Genomic DNA, 19,451 nt, shown 5'->3' with positions numbered 1-19,451 from the left:
CTCAACGATCCTTCGGGTCGAGCGCGTCGCGCAGCCCATCGCCGACGAAATTCAGCGCGAACAGCGTTGAGACGAGAAAGAAGGCCGGGAACAAAAGCAGCCAGTTGGCAGAACCGATGTTCTGGGCGCCGACCGAAATCAGCACGCCCCAGCTGGTCATCGGTTCCTGGACGCCGAGCCCGAGGAACGACAAAAAACTCTCCAGGATGATGACCTGCGGCACCAGCAGCGTCATGTAGATCACCACCGGCCCGAGCAAATTGGGGATCACATGGCGCAGCAGAATGCCGCGCTGGCCGACGCCCATCGCCTCCGCCGTCTGGACATATTCCTGCCGGCGGATCGACAGCGCCTGTCCGCGCACGATGCGCGCCATGTCGAGCCACAGCACCGCGCCGACGGCCAGGAACATCAGCACGAAGTTCCTGCCGAAGAACACCACCAGCATGATGACGAAGAAGATGAACGGCAAAGAATAAAGCACGTCGACGACACGCATCATCACCTCGTCGACCCTGCCGCCGGCAAGGCCGGCGGTGGCGCCGTAGAGCACGCCGATGACAACGGCCACGATGCCGGCAAGCAGGCCGATGGCCAGCGATATGCGCCCCGCCATCAGCGTTCGGGACAGGAGATCGCGGCCGGTATTGTCGGTGCCGAACAGGAAATATTGCTGCTTGATCGAGGCACTCATCACCATTTCGAGACCGTCCGGCGATTTGCTCTCGATCTTTGTGTCATCAAAGGTATCGGAACGATCAAGGTAGCGAATGTTGCGGTCGTCGATCGGCTTGGACGATTTGACGGTAGCGAACACATGGCTGCCCTCCTGCCGCCACTCCTTGATGTCGACGCGCATACGCCTGATCGCCTCATCGAGAGCGCCTTCGATCATGTCGGCCTTCGGATAGGCGGAGAAGCTCGGCGGCGTACGGACATAGTCGGCATAGATGGTGGTGTATTGGTGCGGCACGAAATAGGGCCCAAACACGCTGATGACGGCGATGAAGGCAAGGTAATAGAGGCTGAACATGGCCGCGCGATTGGCCTTGAGGCGCGCCCAGGCGTCACCCCACAGGGACCGGCCGACGACTGGTGCGGCAACTGCGATATCAGTCATAGCGCACCCTCGGATCGACGACCCCATAGAGGACGTCGACGATCAGGTTGAAGACAATGGTGAAGAGGGCGATGACCACCACCGTCCCCATCACCAGTGTGTAGTCGCGGTTGAGCGCGGCAACGACAAAATGGCGGCCGATGCCCGGGATAGAGAAGATGGTCTCGACGATGATCGAGCCGGTGAGAAGGGCTGCAGCTGCCGGACCGGTGAAGGAGACGATCGGCAGGATGGCGCCGCGCAGTGCATGCTTGACGACGACTGACCAGTCGGACAGGCCGAGAGCGCGCGCGGTGCGGATGTGATGCGAGTGCAGCGATTCGATCATCGAGCCGCGCATCAGGCGGGCAACGATCGCGATCTGCGGCAGAGCGAGGGTCAGCACCGGGCCGACCTTGTTGATGAGGGCTCCATCGCCCCAGCCACCGATCGGCAGCAGCTTCCAGGTCAATCCGAATACAAGCTGGATTACCGGGGCGATGACAAAAGTTGGTATGGTGCTGCCGGCGGTCGCCAGCGCGATCACCGAATAGTCGGCAAGCTTGTTCTGGTTGAGCGCGGCAACAGTGCCGAGCACGCTGCCGAGGAGCAGCGCCAGAACGAGCGCCGAAGCGCCGAGTTGGATCGAGATCGGCAGGCCTTCCCTGAACAGCTCGCCGACGGTGAAATCCGGCATGTTGTAGCTGGGGCCGAAATTGCCGCGCAGAAGATTGCCTAAGTAATGAAGGTACTGCAGCCAGAGCGGGTCGTTGAGGCCGAACTGGGCTTCGAGATTGGCCCTGATCTCGGGGCTCAGGCCCCGCTCCTGGTTGAACGGGCCGCCCGGCGCGACGCGTATCAGGAAGAACGCTATGGTCACGATGACGAACAGCGTCGGGATGGCGGTCAGCAGCCGCCGGAAAACGAATCGCAGCATCGATGCCCCGCTTGATCCAGAGCAGCGCGCGTCCGGCTGGACGATTGCGCTCTAGCCTTCAAATCTTCGCACCGACATTGTCGAAAATCGAATCCGGTTCCCGGGCCGATGCGATGGCAAACCGGCGCCGCCGCGCGTTGAGTTGCGCGGCGGTCTGGCTAAGGGATCAGTCCTTGCTGATGAAGCGGGACGGATGGATGTCCATCACATTGTCGTCGAAGCCGTGCAGCTTCGAGGAAACGATGTCGTGGTAGCTGTAGTAGAGAAGCGGTATCTCGCCGACGTCGTCGACGAGGATGCGCTCGGCCTCGGCGAGTTCCTTCATGCGCTGTTCGGGCTTGCCGCCGGCGGCGGCGGCCTTATCCATTGCCGCTTCGAATTTCGGGCTGTCATAGCTCGAATAATTATTGCCGCTGGCCTTGCGGGATATGCCGAGGAAGGTTTCCGGGTCCTTGTAATCGGCGATCCAGGCGGCACGCGCCACGTCATAGTCGCCCTTCTGCTCGAGGAAGGAGTAGTGCGTCTTGGTGTCGGTGTTGAGCAGGCTGACCTCGACGCCAAGCGGCTTCAGCTGTTCCTGGATGGCGACAGCGGTGTTCTTGTGGTTTTCCGAGGTGTTGTAGCGGATCTGCATCTTCAACGGATGCTCGGGTGTATAGCCGAGTTTCTCGAGGATCTTCTTCGCAGCGTCCTCGCGGTCGATCTGCGACATGTCGGCGTATTTGGCCAGTGCCGGCGTGTAGCCCTCGATGCCTGGAGGCACCATCGAATAGCCGGGCAGCATCGAATTCTGCCAGACTTTTTCAGCAAGGAAATCGCGATCGATCGCCATCGAGATGGCGTTGCGCAGTTCGACATTGTCCCACGGCGCCTTGTCGGTCTTGATCGCGTAATAGTAGATGCCGAGATATGGCCCGACACGGACCTGATCGCCGAATTTGGCCCTGAGGTCGGCGAGCTGTTCGGTCGGCAGGTCACCGTAACTGTCGAATTCGCCGGCCTCGAAGCGCTTCATCGCAGACGAGCGATCCTCGGTCGGGATGTAGTTGACCACGTCGAACTTGACGCTGGCGGCGTCCCAGAATTTCGGATTCTTGACCAGTTTCAGATGGTCGTTGGGAATCCACTCTGCCGCGGTAAAGGCCCCGTTGGAGACCAGCTTGCCTGCCTTGATCCAGTCGGCGCCAAGCTTTTCGATGGACGCCTTGTTGACCGGATAGGTTGCCTGATGGGTTAGCATCTCCAGGAAGTAAGGCGTTGGCGCCTTAAGCGTGACTTCGAGGGTATTTGCGTCAATCGCCTTGACGCCCATATCCTCCGGCTTGCCCTTCTTGGTATTGACTTCCTCGGCACCCTTCACGGGATAAAGCATGGAAGCGTATTCGGCTGCGGTGGCCGGATCTTCCAGCCGACGGAACGAATAAACGAAGTCGTCCGCCGTCACCGGGCTGCCATCCGACCAGAGGCCGTCCTTGCGCAGCTTGAAGGTGTAGACAGTGCCGTCGTCGGACACCGTCCAGCTTTCGGCGGCGCCCGGAATGAGATTCGTCTTCTGGTCATGCATGACGAGGCCCTGGAACAGGTCGCGTATGATATCGGCTTCGTAGACCGTCGAGGTCTTGTGCGGATCGAGCGTCTCCGCTTCGGCGGCGGCTCCGCGGTTGTAGACGGTTTCGGCGAAAGCCGGCGTGTAGAACGTACCGGCGGCCAAGACCATGGTCGTGGCGAGTACCGTCGCCTTCAGCACATGTTTCAGCATGCAGTTCTCCCTAATGACGTCGCCCTTCAGCGACGTCTCTAAGTGTTGACGCCCCGAAACCGATTGGCTGGTTCCTTTCGAGCGCGCAGCCGGTTCCCTTTCCGGCAGCTGGTGGCCAAACAGTAACGTGGAGATTTTTTATTTCAACAGACTCTCGGGGTCACCCAAAGTAAGGGGGCCGGGGCAGTCGTTTTGCGGGCGGCCAATCAATGGTCGAAACCATGAGTTTGACTGGGTTTCCTGGCCAGAACGCCGATTCGGGAAATGATCTGGCCGATCATTTCAGTTTACCAGAATGTATTAATTGGTTCTTAGGCAACCAAGGGTTACAAACTTCGATGAGATCGGCACATCGACCTTGGGTTCCAACGGGCAAGGGCAATGAACAAGATAGACAGTAATACTGTCACATTTAAGCGTAAAATATTGCGCCAAATGCGGGTGAATCTACGCAAAATTGGAGAAGAGTCCGGAACTTCTGCGGTCGAGTTCGCCCTGCTTTCCCCGATCTTTATCCTGCTCCTACTCGGAATGGTTGCATACGGTATCTATTTTGGTGCAAGCAACTCCTTGCAGCAAATCGCCGCCGATGCCGCCCGCACTGCGATTGCCGGATTGAACCAAACTGAGCGCCAGGCGCTGGTGGCGAGTTTCGTCAAAAACAATGCCAGTGGATACCCGTTCGTCGATTCCGGCAAGCTGACCTACCAGGCGACGGACAGCACGGCCGACGGAAATCAGTTCGTCGTGTCGATCCAGTACGATGCCAGCAACCTGCCGATCTGGAACCTGTTGCCCAGCCTTGCGATGCCGCAAACCACGATCTCACGCAGGTCGACCATCCGGATTGGAGGCATTTGAAATGTCGCAGTTCTTGCTGAGGGGCATCGGGGGGATCGCTCGCTCGATGGTTGGCGACAAGAAGGCGAACTTTGCCGTCATGACGGCGCTGATAGCGCCATTCGCGTTGGGGCTGGCGGCCTTCGCTGTCGACGAAGGTTCGATCTACACGGAGCGCCGGGAAGCCCAGGCAATGACCGATCTGGCGGCGATCACCGCGGCGTCGAACATCAACAATATGGAAGCCGCGGCAGTAACCACGCTCAGTGACAACCGAATGCCCGGCATCATTGTTCAAAAGCCAGGTCAGACAATCGTTCCCACGGTTGGCAAAACCGTCGTGTCGGTCACCGGCGGCCGATACTCAGCGGCGTCCTCCGTTGGCGTCGACAAGCGCTTCGAAGCCGGTAAAACGCCTTACAACGCCGTTCGCGTCACTCTGAAAAAAATCCCCGCCCGGTATCTCGCCAGTTCGCTCATCCCTACTCCGGTCGTCGGCACCGAAGCCATTGCCAGCGTGACCCCGCAAGCGATGTTCTCGGTCGGGTCCAGGCTCCTCAGCGTCAATGGCGGCATCCTCAACGCGCTTCTCAGCAAGTTGCTGGGCGCCAACATTGCGCTCAGCGTCATGGACTACAACGCGCTGATCTCGGCCGATGTAAACGTGCTTTCGTTCGTCGATGCCCTTGCCGTACAGTTGCAACTGACAGGTGTCAGCTATTCCGACGTGCTGGCGTCAAAAGCGACGGTAGGCCAGATCGCGACCGCCATGGCCAATGCGTCCGGGTCGGGCAGCGCCAGCAAACTTGTGCTGCAGACGATTGCGTCGAGGGCCACCAACACGGTCAAAATACCCCTCAGTCATCTTATCGATCTTGGCTCGATCGGTAAGCTCGGCCTCGGACAAAAGTCTCCCGGCTTTTCCGTCGACGCAAGCGCGATGGGCATGCTGGGTGCCGCCGCCTCGCTGGCCAATGGCTCAAACCAGGTCCAGGTCGATCTCGGCGCCACTATTCCGGGACTTACCTCCACCACGCTCGCCATCGCCATCGGCGAGCCGATGCAATACTCACCCTGGCTGGCCGTCGGGGAAAAAGGCACCGTGGTGCGCACCGCGCAGACGCGCATCAAGCTGGTCACCACAGTCGGCATCGGCAATTCCAATCTCGGCGGCGGCATCAGTCTGCTGTCCGTCAACTTGCCTCTGCATGTCGAAGTCGCCTATGCGGAAGCCAAGCTAACCGACATCAGCTGCCCGACGGGCCGGCCGGATAGCATCAAGGTCTCGATCGCCGCGCAGCCTGGCGTGGCCTCGCTGCACCTTGCCGCCAGCGACGCCGACAACAACCCATCGGCCTTCGCCGATTTCAGCAATCCGCAATCGTTCTCCGATGCCACGATTGCACAGGTAAGCGTGAGGCTTCTGCTGCTCACCCTCAATCTGCTCGATGTGAAGGGTTCGTCATCGCTTGCCATCACCAACAACGATCCGACCACATTGACCTTCGACAGCACCGATATCGCCAACAAGACGATAAAAACTGTCGCCACGAAAAACCTGACGCAATCGCTCACGACATCGCTAGTCAGCGGCCTCTCGCTCTCGGTCAATGCACTGGGCCTCGGGCTGGACGTGACGGCCCTGCTCGGAACAGTGAAGCCGGCGGTGGTAACGGTTCTGAACGGCGTGACGGCGCCGGTCGACGAACTGGTCTATAACGTGCTTGCAGCTGTCGGCGTGCATGTCGGCGAGGCCGATGTGCGGGTTGTCGGCGCGACTTGCGGGCGCTCCGTGCTCGTTCAATGAGATGATGAAATAGAGCTCAGCCGATCCGGCCGAGGAAGCAGCCCAACGGCGGCAGCGACAGAGTTCTTTCCTGCAAGACGCCGGCAGCACCGCCGAGATCTATCGGCTCTATCGCTTCCACATCCGGTGGCAAGTGCCAGCCGGCCGGCTCGTCGGCGAAATTGAAGACACAGAGCAGCTTTTCGTCACCGCCTTCGCGAATGAAAGCAAGGACGTCGCCTTCGGCATCGTGGAACCGGATCGAGCCTCGAACCAGCGCCGGATGCTGCTTGCGCAAGGCCAGCATCGCCCGGTAGCTCGCCAGGACGGAGGTTTGCTCGCCATCCTGGACGTCGACCGCCCGAGCGCGATGGCTTGCCGGGACCGGAAGCCACGGCTTGCCGGTCGAAAAGCCGGCATTGTCGGCGCCAGCCTCCCAGACCATCGGCGTTCGGCACCCATCCCGCCCCTTGATTGCCGGCCAGAAGCGGATGCCGAAGGGATCGCGCAAATCCCCGAACGCCAGTTCGGCCTCCTCCAACCCGAGTTCTTCGCCCTGGTAGAGGCAGATCGATCCGCGCAGGCAAGAAAGCAGCACGATCGCGAATTTCGCCACCCTGTCCGGATCGCCGCCCGGCCTTGTCCAGCGGCTGACATGGCGCACGACATCGTGGTTGGAGAAGGCCCAGCAAACCCAGCCGTCGAACACAGTACTTTCGAACGCCTCGACACAGCCACGCACGTGCGCCGCCGAGAATTGCGGGCCGAGCAGGTCAAATGTGTAGGACATTTGGAGCTTGTCGCCACCGCCAGTATAGGCGGCGAGCGTCTGCAACGAACGGGTTTCGTCGCCAATCTCGCCGACAGCGACGCGGCCTTCATATTCGTCAAGCAACGCCCGGAAGCGCCTGAGGAAGGCAAGGTTTTCCGGCTGGCTCTTGTCGAACAGATGCTCCTGATAGAGATAGGTGCTGGTTGCCGTATTGGTGCCGGCGACGCTTTCCGCCAAAGGCGGGTTGCTGCGCAGCCAGCGGTCGTGGACATAGTAGTTGACCGTATCCAGCCGGAAACCGTCGACGCCGCGCTCGAGCCAGAACCGCACCGTTTCCAGCAACGCGTCCTGCACCTGCGGATTGTGGAAATTCAGGTCTGGCTGCGAGGCGAGGAAATTGTGCAGGTAATATTGCCTGCGCGTTGCGTCCCATTCCCACGCCGGGCCGCCGAAAAGCGACAGCCAGTTGTTGGAGGCGGTGCCGTCGGGCTTCGCGTCTGCCCAGACGTACCAGTCGGCCTTGGGGTTGTCGCGGCTCGTGCGGCTTTCGACAAACCATTCGTGCCGATCCGACGAATGCGACAAGACCTGGTCGATGATCACTTTCAGGCCGAGCCGATGCGCCTCTGCAACCAGCGCGTCGAAATCCTCTGATGTGCCGAACATCGGATCGACGGCGCAGTAATCCGAAACGTCGTAACCCATGTCGGCCATTGGCGACTTGAAGAAAGGCGACAGCCAAACCGCGTCGACACCGAGCGATGCGACATGGGCCAGCCTCGAGGTGATGCCGCTGAGATCGCCGCTGCCGTCGCCTGTCGTGTCCTGGAAGGAGCGGGGGTAGATCTGGTAGATGACGCAGCCGCGCCACCATTCGGCATTGTCAGCCATCATGGCTCTCCCCTGCGCCCGTCTGCGCGGTCCTGCGTTCGATCATGAACATGACCGTTCGCCCAAGCACCGGCCGTAAGATATCGCTACTATCCGGTTCGATAGCTGGGCGCCAAAGAAAACCGGCCCGTTCCGGCAGCGTGAACATGCAGGCCCGGCGGTCGCCATTGATGACCACCGCAAGGCGACTGTTCTCACCGGTACCGAGAACCATGACCAGCCGGTGCCGCCTGGGATCGTGCCAGGCGGCACCGTCGAGCGGCACGCCGGTTTCCGTCAGCCAGGCTACGTCTGGGATTTTCGAGCCCGCAGGCGGTTCTCCGGTCAGGAATGCCGTGTCCAAAAGCGCCGGCACGGCACGACGCATCTTGGCGAGCAGAGCCGTGTACCGCTCCAGCGCCAGATCGCGCCCGGACCAGTCGAGCCAGGTAATGTCATTGTCCTGCGCGTAAGCGTTGTTGTTGCCGCGCTGCGTGCGGCCGAACTCGTCGCCGGCCGTCAGCATGATCGTGCCGCGCGAGCCAAAGAGTGTCGCCAGCAGCGCGCGCTGGTCATCGAAACGGGCCGTAACGATCGCGCGGTCGCCGGTCTGGCCCTCGACGCCATTGTTCCAGGACAGATTGTCGTCGTGGCCATCGCGGTTCTGTTCGCCATTGGCCTCGTTGTGCTTGTGCTCATAGGAAACGATATCAGCCAGCGTCATGCCGTCATGCGCAGCGATGAAATTGACGCTGCGGGTAATTGTCTGGCCTGCTTTGGCAAAGGCATCGGACGAACCGGCAAGCCGCGTTGCCAGCGCCCCGATCATGCCGCCGTCGCCGCGCCAGAAACGGCGGATATCGTCGCGGTATCTGTCGTTCCATTCGAGGAAGGGCGGCGGAAAATTGCCGAGCTGATAGCCATCCGGTCCGATATCCCAAGGCTCGGCGATCAGCACCCGGTCGCCAAGAACAGGATCTTTGCGAATGGCGTTCAGCAGCGGCGCATCAGCGTCGAAAACGCCGTCGGCACGGCCGAGGATCGGCGCCAGATCAAAGCGGAATCCGTCGACACCGGCGTGCTGGACAAAATGGCGAAGCGTGTCGAGGACCATTTCCCGGACGACCGGATGATCGCCCGCAACCGTATTGCCGGTTCCGGTGTCATTGACCAGAGCGCCGTCAGCCTCGTGCCGGTAGTAGGCGCGGTTGTCGAGCCCACGCAGCGACAATGTCGGGCCGAGCCGGTCGCTTTCGCCGGTGTGGTTGAACACCAGGTCGAGAATGGTGCCGATGCCGGCCTCACGCAGCGCGGCGCGCGTTCCGCGCAACTCGGCCAGACCGCCGGGCGCCAGTCGCGGATCGAGCGCCATGAAGGTCACGGGATTATAACCCCAGGCGTTGCGCAGACCGAGTGGCGGTAAATGCCGTTCGTCGATCGATGCCGTCACCGGCATCAACTCAATGGCTGCGACGCCGAGTTTTTGCAGATGCTCGATAACGAGGGGGTGAGCGAGCGCTGCAATGGTGCCGCGTTGCTTCTCGGGAATGTCCGGATGCAGCTTTGTGAAGGCGCGTACCGGCACCTCGTAGATGAGGCCGCCGGGCCGAAACAGCGGCGGCAAGGCAGGCAAGGGTTCCGGCAAGGCGCCAGCGATGGCCTTCGGCATCAGCGACGCCGTGTCGGCCCCCGCGCCACGGCGCGCGGCCAGCCGGCCGTCATAGGCATAGGGCCTGTCGATCTCGACGGCATAGGGATCGGCCAGCAGCTTGTCGGGATCGAACCAGAGACCGTGTTCCGGCGCGTAGTCGCCATCGGCGCGGAACCCGTATCGGGTGCCGGCGGCGAGACCGGCAACAAAAAGTGCGTAGACGCCCTCGCCTTCCGACTGGAGTTCCAGCCGGTCGACTTCACGGTTGCCGTGTTCCTCGAAAATCGAGACCCAGATGCGCCGAGCCGACGAGGACCATGCGGCGAAGCGAATGCCGCCCTGCCCGGCAAGCCCGCCAAATCGCGGACGATAGCCGGCGGATAGTCCCGACGACATCAGGTGATGACGCTCGGCTTGGCGCGGCCGGTATGGCTGCGAATCCCGGCAATGTCGTCGGCCGCCGCGATTAGATCGGCAAGCGCCTCCTGGCTGTCGAGATCGTGGCGGCTCTTGTCCGGCTCGTAGCGCTCGACATAAAGCCGTAGCGTCGCGCCCGAGGTGCCGGTGCCGGACAGGCGGAAGACGACGCGTGAGCCGCCTTCGAACAACACCCTGATGCCCTGGTTCTTGCTGACCGAGCCGTCGACCGGATCGTGATAGGCGAAATCATCGGCGCTGGCGATCGTCATGCCGCGCACGCTGGTGCCAGGCAACGAGCCGAGCTTGGCGCGCAGCTCGTCGACAAGCGCGTTGGCACGATCGGTCTCGACCTCCTCGTAGTCGTGGCGCGAATAGTAGTTACGGCCGTAGGCCGCCCAATGCTGGGTAACGATCTGCTTGGCGCTTTCGCCGCGAACGGCAAGAATGTTGAGCCATAAAAGCACGGCCCATAGGCCGTCCTTTTCGCGGACATGGTTGGAGCCGGTCCCGGCACTTTCCTCGCCGCAGATCGTCGCCATGCCGGCATCGAGCAGATTGCCGAAGAACTTCCACCCGGTTGGCGTTTCATAGATGCCGATGCCGAGCTTTTCGGCGACCCGGTCGGCAGCACCGCTGGTCGGCATCGAACGGGCGATGCCTTTCAGCCCGGCCTTGTAGCCCGGCGCCAGATGGGCGTTGGCGGCGAGCATGGCCAGCGAATCTGACGGGGTGATGAAAATGCCCTTGCCGATGATCAGGTTGCGGTCGCCGTCGCCATCCGAGGCAGCGCCAAAGTCTGGCGCATCCGGCCCCATCATCTCGTCGTAGAGGTGTTTTGCATGCACCAGATTGGGATCGGGATGGTGGCCGCCGAAATCCGGCAGCGGGATAAAATTGCGGGCGGTGCCGTTCGGCGCGCCTAGCCGGTTTTCGAGGATCTCCTTGGCGTAGGGGCCGGTCACTGCATGCATGGCGTCGAAGCGCATGCGGAAGCCCGACTTGAACAGCGCGCGCAAGGCGTCGAAATCGAACAGGCTTTCCATCAGTTCGGCATAGTCGGCGACCGGATCGATGATTTCGACGGTCATGTCAGCCGCCTTGACCGTGCCGATCGTGTCGATGTCGACCGGTCCAATATCGGCGATCTTGAAGCTCGAAATCGCCTTGGTTTTTTCGAAGATCGCGTCGGTCAGCTTTTCCGGCGCCGGGCCGCCATTGCCGGCATTGTACTTGATACCGAAATCCTCATGCGGGCCACCCGGATTGTGGCTGGCCGACAGGATGATGCCGCCGAAGGTCTTGTATTTGCGGATGACATGCGAAGCGGCCGGCGTCGACAGGATGCCGCCCTGCCCGACCATCACCTTGCTGAAGCCGTTCGCCGCGGCCATGGCGATGGCCTTCTGGATGACCTCGCGGTTATAGAAGCGGCCGTCGCCGCCGATCACCAGGGTTTTACCCCCGAACCCGTCCAGGGCGTCGAAGATCGACTGGATGAAGTTCTCGGCATAGTGCTCCTGCTGGAACACCGGGACTTTCTTGCGCAGCCCGGAGGTGCCGGGCTTCTGGTCGGGATAGGGTTTGGTGGCGATAGTGCGGATCATCAGTCAGGCAGCCCTTTTCGAAAGCAGCAAGCGATAGAGTTGGACATATTTTTCGGCGCTTTTGTCCCACGAAACGTCGGCCTTCATGCCTTGCCGCTGCATCGACGTCCACACTGCGAGATTGGCATGCGCCTCGACAAGGCGACGGACGGCGTACAGCAGGGCGCCGGCGTTGGCGGGGGCAAACTGGAAACCGGTCGCCACGCCGGCAGAGATGGCGGCCTCGTTGGCATCGATGACCGTGTCGGCAAGGCCGCCGGTGCGGGCGACGACCGGCACGCAGCCATAGCGCAGGCCGTAAAGCTGCGTCAGCCCGCAAGGTTCGAAGCGCGATGGGATAATGATGGCGTCGCAGCCGCCCTGCATGGTGTGGGAAAGCCCCTCGTCATAGCCGACGACGACGCCGATGCGGCCACGATGGCGGGCTGCGGCGGCAAGCAATGCGCCCTCCAGCCCAGCGTCGCCAGACCCAAGGATTGCCAGCCGTGCACCTGCCGCGACGATGCCGTCGACGGCCGCAGCCAGTATGTCCATGCCCTTTTGCCAGGTCAGTCGGCTGACGACGCAGACGATCGGGCTGTCATCGCGATCGAGGTTGAAACGGTCCTCGACCGCGGCCTTGTTGGGCATTCGCGCCTTGAGCGTCTTTGCCGTGTAGTTGGAGGCCAGATGCTTGTCGGTTTCCGGGTTCCAGATCTCGGTATCGATGCCGTTGACGATGCCATGGAGATCGACGGATCGCATATTGATCAGGCCGTCGAGGCCCATGCCGAATTCGGGCAAGCGGATTTCCTGCGCATAGGTCGGGCTAACCGTGGTGATCGCCCACGCCGCCTGCAGGCCGGCCTTAAGGAAGCCGACGCCGCCATAATATTCGACGCCGTCGAGCGCCATGGCCGCTGCCGGCAGGCCAAGCTCGCCAAAGATGCCGGCGCCGAACTGACCCTGGAAGGCAAGGTTGTGCACGGTGATCATCGACGGCGTGCCGACCGCCTTGCCGTAGCGCATATAGGCAAGCGTCATTGCCGACTGCCAGTCATGGGCATGGACGATATCGGGCAGGTAGCCCGAGATTGCGCCGCCGGCAATATCACCGCCTACCTGGCTCAAGGCCGCGAACCGGCGCCAATTGTCCGGCCAGTCGGCGCCGGTCGCGTTGCCGTATGGGCCGCCGGGACGGTCGAAAAGATGTGGCGCATCAAGCACGAACAGGTCGAGCCCGGCGATCTGGACGGCATGCACCGAAGCCTTGCCGCCCTGCAGCAATGGATATTGCTGAACCGCCTTCTTTTTCCTGAAGGCGCCCATCACCTGCGGATAGCCGGGGACGAGGGTGCGCATGGTGACGCCCTTGCCGGCCAATGCCACGGGTAAGGCGCCGGTTACGTCGGCGAGCCCGCCGGTCTTGACCAGCGGAAAGATCTCGGGCGCCACCGACAGAACCTGCATGCACTACGATCCCAGCCTGTTGATCATGTCCTGCGTGACCAGGCAGATACCTTTTTCCGAAACGCGGAAACGCTTGGCGTCGAGGACGGGATCCTCGCCGACCACCAGCCCTTCCGGAATCGTGACGCCGTGATCGATGACCACGCGCTTCAGCCTGGCGTTGCGGCCGACATGGACGTCGGGCAGCATGACGACCTCCTCCAGCGTCGAATAGGAATTGATGCGCGCGCCGGTGAAGATCAGGCTTCGCTTCAGCGAGGCGCCCGAAACGATGCAATCGCCCGATACGAGAGACGACACGGCCGACCCGCGGCGGCCATCTTCGTCATGCACGAACTTTGCCGGCGGCTTCAGCTCGGCGTAGGTCCAGATCGGCCAGTCGCGGTCGTAGAGGTCGAGTTCCGGCGTGATGTCGGTCAGGTCAATATTGGCTTCCCAATAGGCGTCGACCGTGCCGACGTCGCGCCAATAGGCCTCGTTCTCGGCGGTCGAGCGCACGCAGGATTTGGCGAAGCGATGGGCAATCGCCTTTCCGTGCTCGACGATATAGGGGATGATGTCCTTGCCGAAGTCGCGGCTCGAGCCGGGCTCCGCCGCATCGCGACGCAATTGTTCCATCAGGAACTTGGTCTTGAACACATAGATGCCCATCGAGGCCAGCGCAAAATCCGGTTTGTCGGGAATGCCCGGCGGATCGGCGGGCTTTTCGATGAAGGAGATGATGGTGTCCTTGGGGTCGACATGCATGACGCCGAAGCCGGTGGCTTCCATGCGCGGCACTTCGAGGCAGCCGACGGTGACGTCGGCGCCAGCGTCGACATGCTGGCGCAGCATCAATTCGTAATCCATCTTGTAGACGTGGTCGCCGGCCAGGATGACCATGTATTCCGGCCCATAGGCCTCGATGATGTCGATGTTCTGGTACACAGCGTCGGCGGTGCCCTCATACCATTGCGTTTCCGACACACGCTGGCTGGCCGGCAGGATGTCGAAACTCTCATTGCGCTCGGGCCGCAGGAAGTTCCAGCCGCGCTGCAAGTGGCGGATCAACGAATGCGCCTTGTACTGGGTAGCGACGCCGAGGCGGCGGATACCGGAATTGAGCGCATTGGAGAGCGCGAAGTCGATGATGCGGGTCTTGCCGCCGAAATAGACCGCCGGCTTGGCGCGGCGGTCGGTCAGTTCCTTGAGCCGGCTGCCACGACCGCCGGCCAGCACATAAGCCATGGCGTCGCGTGCCAGCGGCTGTGTTCGTTTTATTTCAGCCATTCCTATCCTCCCAGGTTAGATGCTCCAGACATAGCTCAGTCCGGGACGAATTCGAGCATGATCGTCGACAGCGGCGGCAAAAGCATCGTCGCCGAAATGCCTCCTCCTTCCGCCTCAGCCTCGACGACGCCGCTATTGCCCTTGCCGGAACCGCCATAATCCGTGGCATCGGTGTTGATGATCTCGCGCCATTTTCCGGCCTGCGGCAGCGGCACGCGGTAATTGTCGCGCGGCACCGGCGTGAAGTTGGAAATGACGGCGACCGGGTTGCCGCCCGGCGCGCTGCGCAGCCAGGCAAATACCGAGTTCGCGCTGTCGTCGACGATCAGCCAGGAAAAGCCCTCCGGCTCGCAGTCGCGGGCATGCAGCGCCGGGCGCGAGCGGTAGAGATAGTTGAGATCGCGCACCGTCTGCCAGACGCCGCGGTGAAGCCGGAAATCGAGCAGGTTCCAGTCGAGAGCGCGCGCCTCGCTCCACTCGCGGCGCTGTGCGAACTCCTGGCCCATGAACAAGAGCTTCTTGCCGGGATAGCCCCACATGAAGGCGTAATAGGCGCGCAGCGTCGCGAATTTCTGCCAGTCGTCGCCGGCCATCTTGTTGAGCAGCGTGCCCTTGCCGTGCACCACCTCGTCATGGGACAGCGGCAGCACGAAATTCTCGCTGAAGGCGTAGACCAGGCCGAAGGTGATGTCGTTGTGGTGATGCTTGCGGAAGATGGGCTCCTTGGAGAAATACTCCAAAGTGTCATGCATGAAACCCATGTTCCACTTGAAACCGAAGCCCAGTCCGCCTTCATGCACCGGCTGCGAGACTTTCGGCCACGAGGTCGATTCCTCGGCGATGGTCATCACACCCGGATGGTGGCCGTAGACCTCCTTATTCATACGCTGCAGGAAGCTGACCGCTTCGAGGTTCTCGCGCCCGCCCTTCTCGTTGGGAATCCATTCACCGGCCTTGCGCGAATAATCGAGATAAAGCATCGAGGCGACCGCATCGACGCGCAGTCCGTCAACGTGATATTTCTCGGCCCAGAACAGCGCATTATTGACCAGGAACGAAATCACTTCGCGGCGCCCGAAATTATAGATCGCGGTGTTCCAGTCGGGATGGAAGCCCTTGCGCGGATCGGCGTGTTCGTAGAGTGCGGTACCGTCGAACTTTGCCAGACCGTGTTCGTCAACTGGGAAATGCGCCGGCACCCAGTCGAGGATGACGCCGACGCCTGCACGATGGGCGCCGTCGACGAAGCGGGCAAAACCGTCCGGATCGCCAAAGCGGGCAGTCGGCGCATAGAGGCCGGTCGTCTGGTAGCCCCAGGAAGGGTCATAAGGGTGTTCGGAGATCGGCATGAATTCGATGTGGGTAAAACCGATCTCGACCACGTAAGGGATCAGCCTGTCGGCGAGCTCATCCCAAGACAGGAAGCTGCCGTCGTCGTGAAGCCGCCATGACCCGGCATGGACCTCGTAGATCGATACGGCTTCGCGCCTGTGGTCGGCATTGCGCCAGTAGTTCCGGTGCGCCTCGTCACCCCATTCATGCGCCGGCGGCAGCGCCGTCACCGAGGCGGTGGCCGGGCGCAGCTCGGATTTGAAGGCGAACGGATCCGCCTTGAGTGGCAATCTCACGCCATCCGGCCCGATGATCTCGTATTTATAAGGGCGGCCGGCGCCGATGTCGGGAATGAACAGCTCCCAGATGCCGGTATCGCGGCGGTCGCGCATGGTATGCCTGCGGCCGTCCCACTCGTTGAAGTCGCCGACCACCGAGACGCGCCTTGCGTTGGGCGCCCACACCGCAAAATGCATGCCCGATGCACCTTCATGGTCGATGAGATGGGCGCCGAGCTTGTCGAACAGCCTGAGATGCGACCCTTCGGCGATGTAATAGTCGTCCAGCGGACCGAGCACGGGGCCGAAGGAATATGGATCGGTCAGCCACCAGTCGCCGCCAGAATTCCTGGCATGATAGCGCAACGGCTGGCGTTTGCGCAGCGACAGTTTGCCCTCGAAGAAGCCGCGGTCGTCGCGTCTCGACAGCTCGCCGGCCTTCTTGCCGGTCAGCGTATAGGCGGTGACGGACTCGGCATGGGGGACGAAGCAGCGGGCGACAAAGCCCTTCCCCGCCTCATGTACGCCAAGCACGGCAAAGGGGTCGCCATGCGTGCCGGCGACAATCGCCGCGACATCGCCGGCTGGCGTCAGTCCGTCCGGCCCGCTTGTCGCAACGGTCGCGCGCGGCTTGCTCATCAGGCAGTGTCCCTCCTCGGGCACCAAGTGTGTGTTTCTAGTGAAGTTTTGAATTCGACAGTCGCAGGCCGCCTGACCTTCCAAGGGATGCGAAGGTCAAATCACTCCACTAGGGCCACATTGTTCCTGGTCTCATGCAATCACATCAGGCGGGCACGTGCCAGATGTCTTTCGCATATTGGCGGATCGTGCGGTCGGACGAGAACCAGCCGACGCGGGCGACATTGCGGATCGCTCTGGCGTACCAGTCCGGGCTGTTGCGCCAGACGGCATCGACGTCGCGCTGGGTGGCGGCGTAGGCATCGAAATCCGCGGCGACCATGAACCAGTCGCTCTGGTAAAGACCGTTGATCAGGTCGCGATAACGGTCCGGATCGTCAGGCGAAAAGACCCCGGACGAAACCGCGGCAAGCGCCTGCGCCAATTCAGGCGATCTCTCGATCACGGCACGCGGATCGTAACCATTGTTGCGTCGCTCGGCGACCTCATCGGTGGTCAGGCCGAAGATGAAAATGTTGTCGTCGCCGACGCATTCCTTGATCTCGACATTGGCGCCGTCGAGCGTGCCGATGGTCAGCGCGCCGTTCAGCGCGAACTTCATGTTACCGGTGCCGGACGCCTCCATGCCGGCGGTCGATATCTGCTCCGAAAGATCGGCGGCCGGCATCATGATTTCGGCCAGGCTGACATTGTAGTTCGGCACGAATACCACTTTCAGCAAGCCGCGCACCGCCGGGTCGCGGTTGATCACCCGGGCGACGTCGTTGGCAAGTTTGATGATCAGCTTGGCGTTGTGGTAGCTGGGCGCCGCCTTGCCGCCGAAGAATTTGACGCGGGGCATCCAGTCGCGCTCAGGATGCGAGCGGATCTGGTCGTAAAGCGCGACCGCTTCGAGAATGTTCAAGAGCTGGCGCTTGTATTCGTGGATGCGCTTGACCTGGATGTCGAACAGCGCCGAGGGGTCGACCTTGATACCGAGCCGGTCGGCAACGAGATTGGCAAGCCTCGTCTTGTTCGCCCGTTTGACGGCGGCGAACTTGTCGCGGAAGGCGGCGTCCTCGGCGAAAGGATCGAGCCGCTTTATCTCGTCGATGTCGTCGAGGAAGCCGTCGCCGATCGCCTCTCGGGTGAGTGCAGTGAGGCCGGGATTGCACTGTATCAGCCAGCGCCGCGGTGTGATCCCGTTGGTCTTGTTGTTGATGCGATCCGGGTAGAGCCTGTGGAGGTCGGCAAACACCGTCTCCTTCATCAATTCCGTATGCAGTGCCGACACGCCGTTGATCGAGTGCGAGCCGACAAAGGCCAGATTGCCCATACGCACGCGGCGATCGCCATTTTCCTGGATCAGCGAGATGCGACTGATCTGCTCGTCCGAGAACTGGTCGGAGGCGCGCGCCTCGAGCAGCACCTCGGCGTTGATGGCGTAGACGATCTGCATGTGGCGCGGCAACAGCCGCTCGAACAGCGGCACGGGCCAGCTTTCCAGCGCTTCGGGAAGCAGCGTGTGGTTGGTATAGCCGAAGGTGCGCTTGGTGATGCTCCAGGCCTGGTCGAAATCCATGCCGTGGACATCCATCAACAGGCGCATCAACTCGGGGACGGCGATGGCCGGATGGGTGTCGTTGAGATGGATCGCCGCCTTGTCGGGCAGCGATTGCAGGTCGCCATACTGACTGAGATGACGCTGGACGATGTCCTGCAGCGAGGCGGTGGAGAAGAAATACTCCTGCCTGAGCCGCAGCTCCTGGCCGGCCTTGTGGGAATCGGCCGGGTAAAGGACACGCGACAACGCATCGGCCTTGTTGCTTTCGGCGAGCGCGCCGATGTGATCGCCGGCGTTGAACTTGTCGAGTAAGATCGGGTCGATCGGCATGCCGGACCATAGACGCAGCGTGTTGACGCGGTTGGCCCGCCAGCCGACCACTGGCGTATCGTAGGCAACGGCCAGAACATGTTCGGTCGGCTTCCAGACATGGCGCTCGAGCCTGCCGTCCTTCGAGGTGATCGATTCCACCGAGCCGCCGAAGCCGACCTCGAAGGAGCGTTCGCGGCGCTCGAACTCCCAGGGATTGCCGTGATCGAGCCACGTCTCGGGCAGTTCCACCTGCCAGCCGTCATGGATCTCCTGCCGGAACATGCCGTTGGCGTAGCGAATGCCGTAGCCATGCGCGGGGATGTTGACGGTCGCCATGCTTTCCATGAAGCAGGCGGCAAGCCGGCCAAGCCCGCCATTGCCAAGGGCAGCGTCAGGTTCGAGCGCTGCAATGATGTCGAGGTCGACGCCAAGCGACGAAAGCGCCTCGCGCATATTGTCCATCAGGCCGAGATTGGAGAAGGCATCGCGCATCAGGCGGCCGATGAGGAATTCCAGTGACAGGTAGTAGACGCGCTTTTCCTGCTGGGCGTAGGCCTCTTGGGTCGCCTGCATCCAGTGATCGACGATGCGGTCGCGTACAACCTTGATCGAGGCGGTGAGCCAATCGTACTGGGTTGCAACGTTGGTGCCCTTGCCCACCCTGTATTTGAGGGCCTGCAAGACTTCCTCGGCGAGCGTCTTGGGATCCGGGTTTTCGAGCGTGGGCAGAGGAGCTTCGGTTGTCATCGCGCGCGTCATGCTGCCTCTCGTGACGTTGCCAGGATCATGCGGCTTTCACCATCTCTGCCAATGCTAATGCATCCCGCCGAATGTTCAATCGATTCAGGCGACCGCAAGCCGAGTTGCCCTGCGGCAATTTGGTATTTTGAA

General features: G+C 61.7%; 12 protein-coding genes. 2 read left to right on the top strand and 10 right to left on the bottom strand.

The window, feature by feature from the left end:
• Position 1: 1 nt before the first annotated feature.
• The 3 genes from NKG60_RS05940 to NKG60_RS05930 form a co-directional block, all read right to left on the bottom strand.
• Positions 2-1,120 carry an ABC transporter permease gene (locus NKG60_RS05940; protein ID WP_352974367.1) on the bottom strand — a complete coding sequence of 373 codons (1,119 nt, stop codon included), beginning with the start codon at positions 1,118-1,120 and terminating at the stop codon, positions 2-4.
• Entirely contained in the window at positions 1,113-2,036 is a 924-nt protein-coding gene (locus tag NKG60_RS05935) for an ABC transporter permease subunit (RefSeq protein ID WP_352490801.1), read from the bottom strand. Before NKG60_RS05935 ends, NKG60_RS05940 begins: the two co-directional genes overlap by 8 nt.
• Before the next feature lie 166 nt (positions 2,037-2,202).
• On the bottom strand, positions 2,203-3,795 hold the full coding sequence (locus NKG60_RS05930) for a peptide ABC transporter substrate-binding protein (protein WP_352490800.1): 1,593 nt from the start codon (positions 3,793-3,795) through the stop codon (positions 2,203-2,205).
• A 435-nt stretch (positions 3,796-4,230) separates the two neighbouring features.
• Between NKG60_RS05930 and NKG60_RS05925 the strand changes: the two genes are divergently transcribed.
• Both NKG60_RS05925 and NKG60_RS05920 read left to right on the top strand, forming a co-directional pair.
• Complete coding sequence (locus tag NKG60_RS05925) at positions 4,231-4,656, top strand: TadE family protein (protein WP_352974655.1); 426 nt, start codon at positions 4,231-4,233, stop codon at positions 4,654-4,656.
• Position 4,657: 1 nt separating this feature from the next.
• Complete coding sequence (locus NKG60_RS05920) at positions 4,658-6,442, top strand: pilus assembly protein TadG-related protein (protein ID WP_352974365.1); 1,785 nt, start codon at positions 4,658-4,660, stop codon at positions 6,440-6,442.
• A 16-nt stretch (positions 6,443-6,458) separates the two neighbouring features.
• Here NKG60_RS05920 and bglA read toward each other — a convergent pair whose 3' ends face one another.
• The 7 genes from bglA to NKG60_RS05885 all read right to left on the bottom strand — a co-directional run bounded on the left by bglA (position 6,459) and on the right by NKG60_RS05885 (position 19,319).
• Complete coding sequence (gene bglA / locus NKG60_RS05915) at positions 6,459-8,087, bottom strand: beta-galactosidase BglA (protein WP_352862751.1); 1,629 nt, start codon at positions 8,085-8,087, stop codon at positions 6,459-6,461.
• The gene (glgX, locus tag NKG60_RS05910) at positions 8,077-10,110 is read right to left on the bottom strand and encodes a glycogen debranching protein GlgX (protein WP_352974363.1); all 2,034 of its coding nucleotides are present in this window, start codon (positions 10,108-10,110) and stop codon (positions 8,077-8,079) included. Before glgX ends, bglA begins: the two co-directional genes overlap by 11 nt.
• Positions 10,110-11,738 (bottom strand): alpha-D-glucose phosphate-specific phosphoglucomutase, encoded by a 1,629-nt coding sequence (locus NKG60_RS05905; RefSeq protein ID WP_352862753.1) that lies wholly within the window; start codon positions 11,736-11,738, stop codon positions 10,110-10,112. The genes glgX and NKG60_RS05905 overlap by 1 nt, the downstream gene beginning before the upstream one ends.
• A gap of 3 nt (positions 11,739-11,741) precedes the next feature.
• The gene (glgA, locus tag NKG60_RS05900) at positions 11,742-13,187 is read right to left on the bottom strand and encodes a glycogen synthase GlgA (RefSeq protein WP_352974361.1); all 1,446 of its coding nucleotides are present in this window, start codon (positions 13,185-13,187) and stop codon (positions 11,742-11,744) included.
• A 3-nt stretch (positions 13,188-13,190) separates the two neighbouring features.
• A complete protein-coding gene (gene glgC, locus NKG60_RS05895) occupies positions 13,191-14,456 on the bottom strand; it encodes a glucose-1-phosphate adenylyltransferase (protein WP_352862755.1) in 1,266 nt (421 codons plus the stop codon).
• Between the two features lie 35 nt (positions 14,457-14,491).
• Positions 14,492-16,705 (bottom strand): 1,4-alpha-glucan branching protein GlgB, encoded by a 2,214-nt coding sequence (gene glgB / locus NKG60_RS05890; RefSeq protein ID WP_352862756.1) that lies wholly within the window; start codon positions 16,703-16,705, stop codon positions 14,492-14,494.
• Positions 16,706-16,850: 145 nt separating this feature from the next.
• Positions 16,851-19,319, bottom strand: coding sequence for a glycogen/starch/alpha-glucan phosphorylase (locus tag NKG60_RS05885; RefSeq protein WP_352974358.1), 2,469 nt, complete (start codon positions 19,317-19,319; stop codon positions 16,851-16,853).
• Positions 19,320-19,451 lie beyond the last annotated feature (132 nt).

Origin of the sequence: Mesorhizobium sp. M1428 (assembly GCF_040317515.1) — a bacterium.
Classification (GTDB): domain Bacteria; phylum Pseudomonadota; class Alphaproteobacteria; order Rhizobiales; family Rhizobiaceae; genus Mesorhizobium.
Note: the sequence above shows the minus strand (reverse complement) of the source record. Positions and strands in the feature narration are given on the sequence as shown.

Excerpts from the sequence above, each read along its gene's own strand:
- NKG60_RS05940 (WP_352974367.1), bottom strand. The coding sequence starts at position 1,120 with ATGACTGATATCGCAGTTGCCGCACCAGTCGTCGGCCGGTCCCTGTGG.
- NKG60_RS05935 (WP_352490801.1), bottom strand. The coding sequence starts at position 2,036 with ATGCTGCGATTCGTTTTCCGGCGGCTGCTGACCGCCATCCCGACGCTG.
- NKG60_RS05930 (WP_352490800.1), bottom strand. The coding sequence starts at position 3,795 with ATGCTGAAACATGTGCTGAAGGCGACGGTACTCGCCACGACCATGGTC.
- NKG60_RS05925 (WP_352974655.1), top strand. The coding sequence starts at position 4,231 with ATGCGGGTGAATCTACGCAAAATTGGAGAAGAGTCCGGAACTTCTGCG.
- NKG60_RS05920 (WP_352974365.1), top strand. The coding sequence starts at position 4,658 with ATGTCGCAGTTCTTGCTGAGGGGCATCGGGGGGATCGCTCGCTCGATG.
- bglA (WP_352862751.1), bottom strand. The coding sequence starts at position 8,087 with ATGATGGCTGACAATGCCGAATGGTGGCGCGGCTGCGTCATCTACCAG.
- glgX (WP_352974363.1), bottom strand. The coding sequence starts at position 10,110 with ATGTCGTCGGGACTATCCGCCGGCTATCGTCCGCGATTTGGCGGGCTT.
- NKG60_RS05905 (WP_352862753.1), bottom strand. The coding sequence starts at position 11,738 with ATGATCCGCACTATCGCCACCAAACCCTATCCCGACCAGAAGCCCGGC.
- glgA (WP_352974361.1), bottom strand. The coding sequence starts at position 13,187 with ATGCAGGTTCTGTCGGTGGCGCCCGAGATCTTTCCGCTGGTCAAGACC.
- glgC (WP_352862755.1), bottom strand. The coding sequence starts at position 14,456 with ATGGCTGAAATAAAACGAACACAGCCGCTGGCACGCGACGCCATGGCT.
- glgB (WP_352862756.1), bottom strand. The coding sequence starts at position 16,705 with ATGAGCAAGCCGCGCGCGACCGTTGCGACAAGCGGGCCGGACGGACTG.
- NKG60_RS05885 (WP_352974358.1), bottom strand. The coding sequence starts at position 19,319 with ATGACGCGCGCGATGACAACCGAAGCTCCTCTGCCCACGCTCGAAAAC.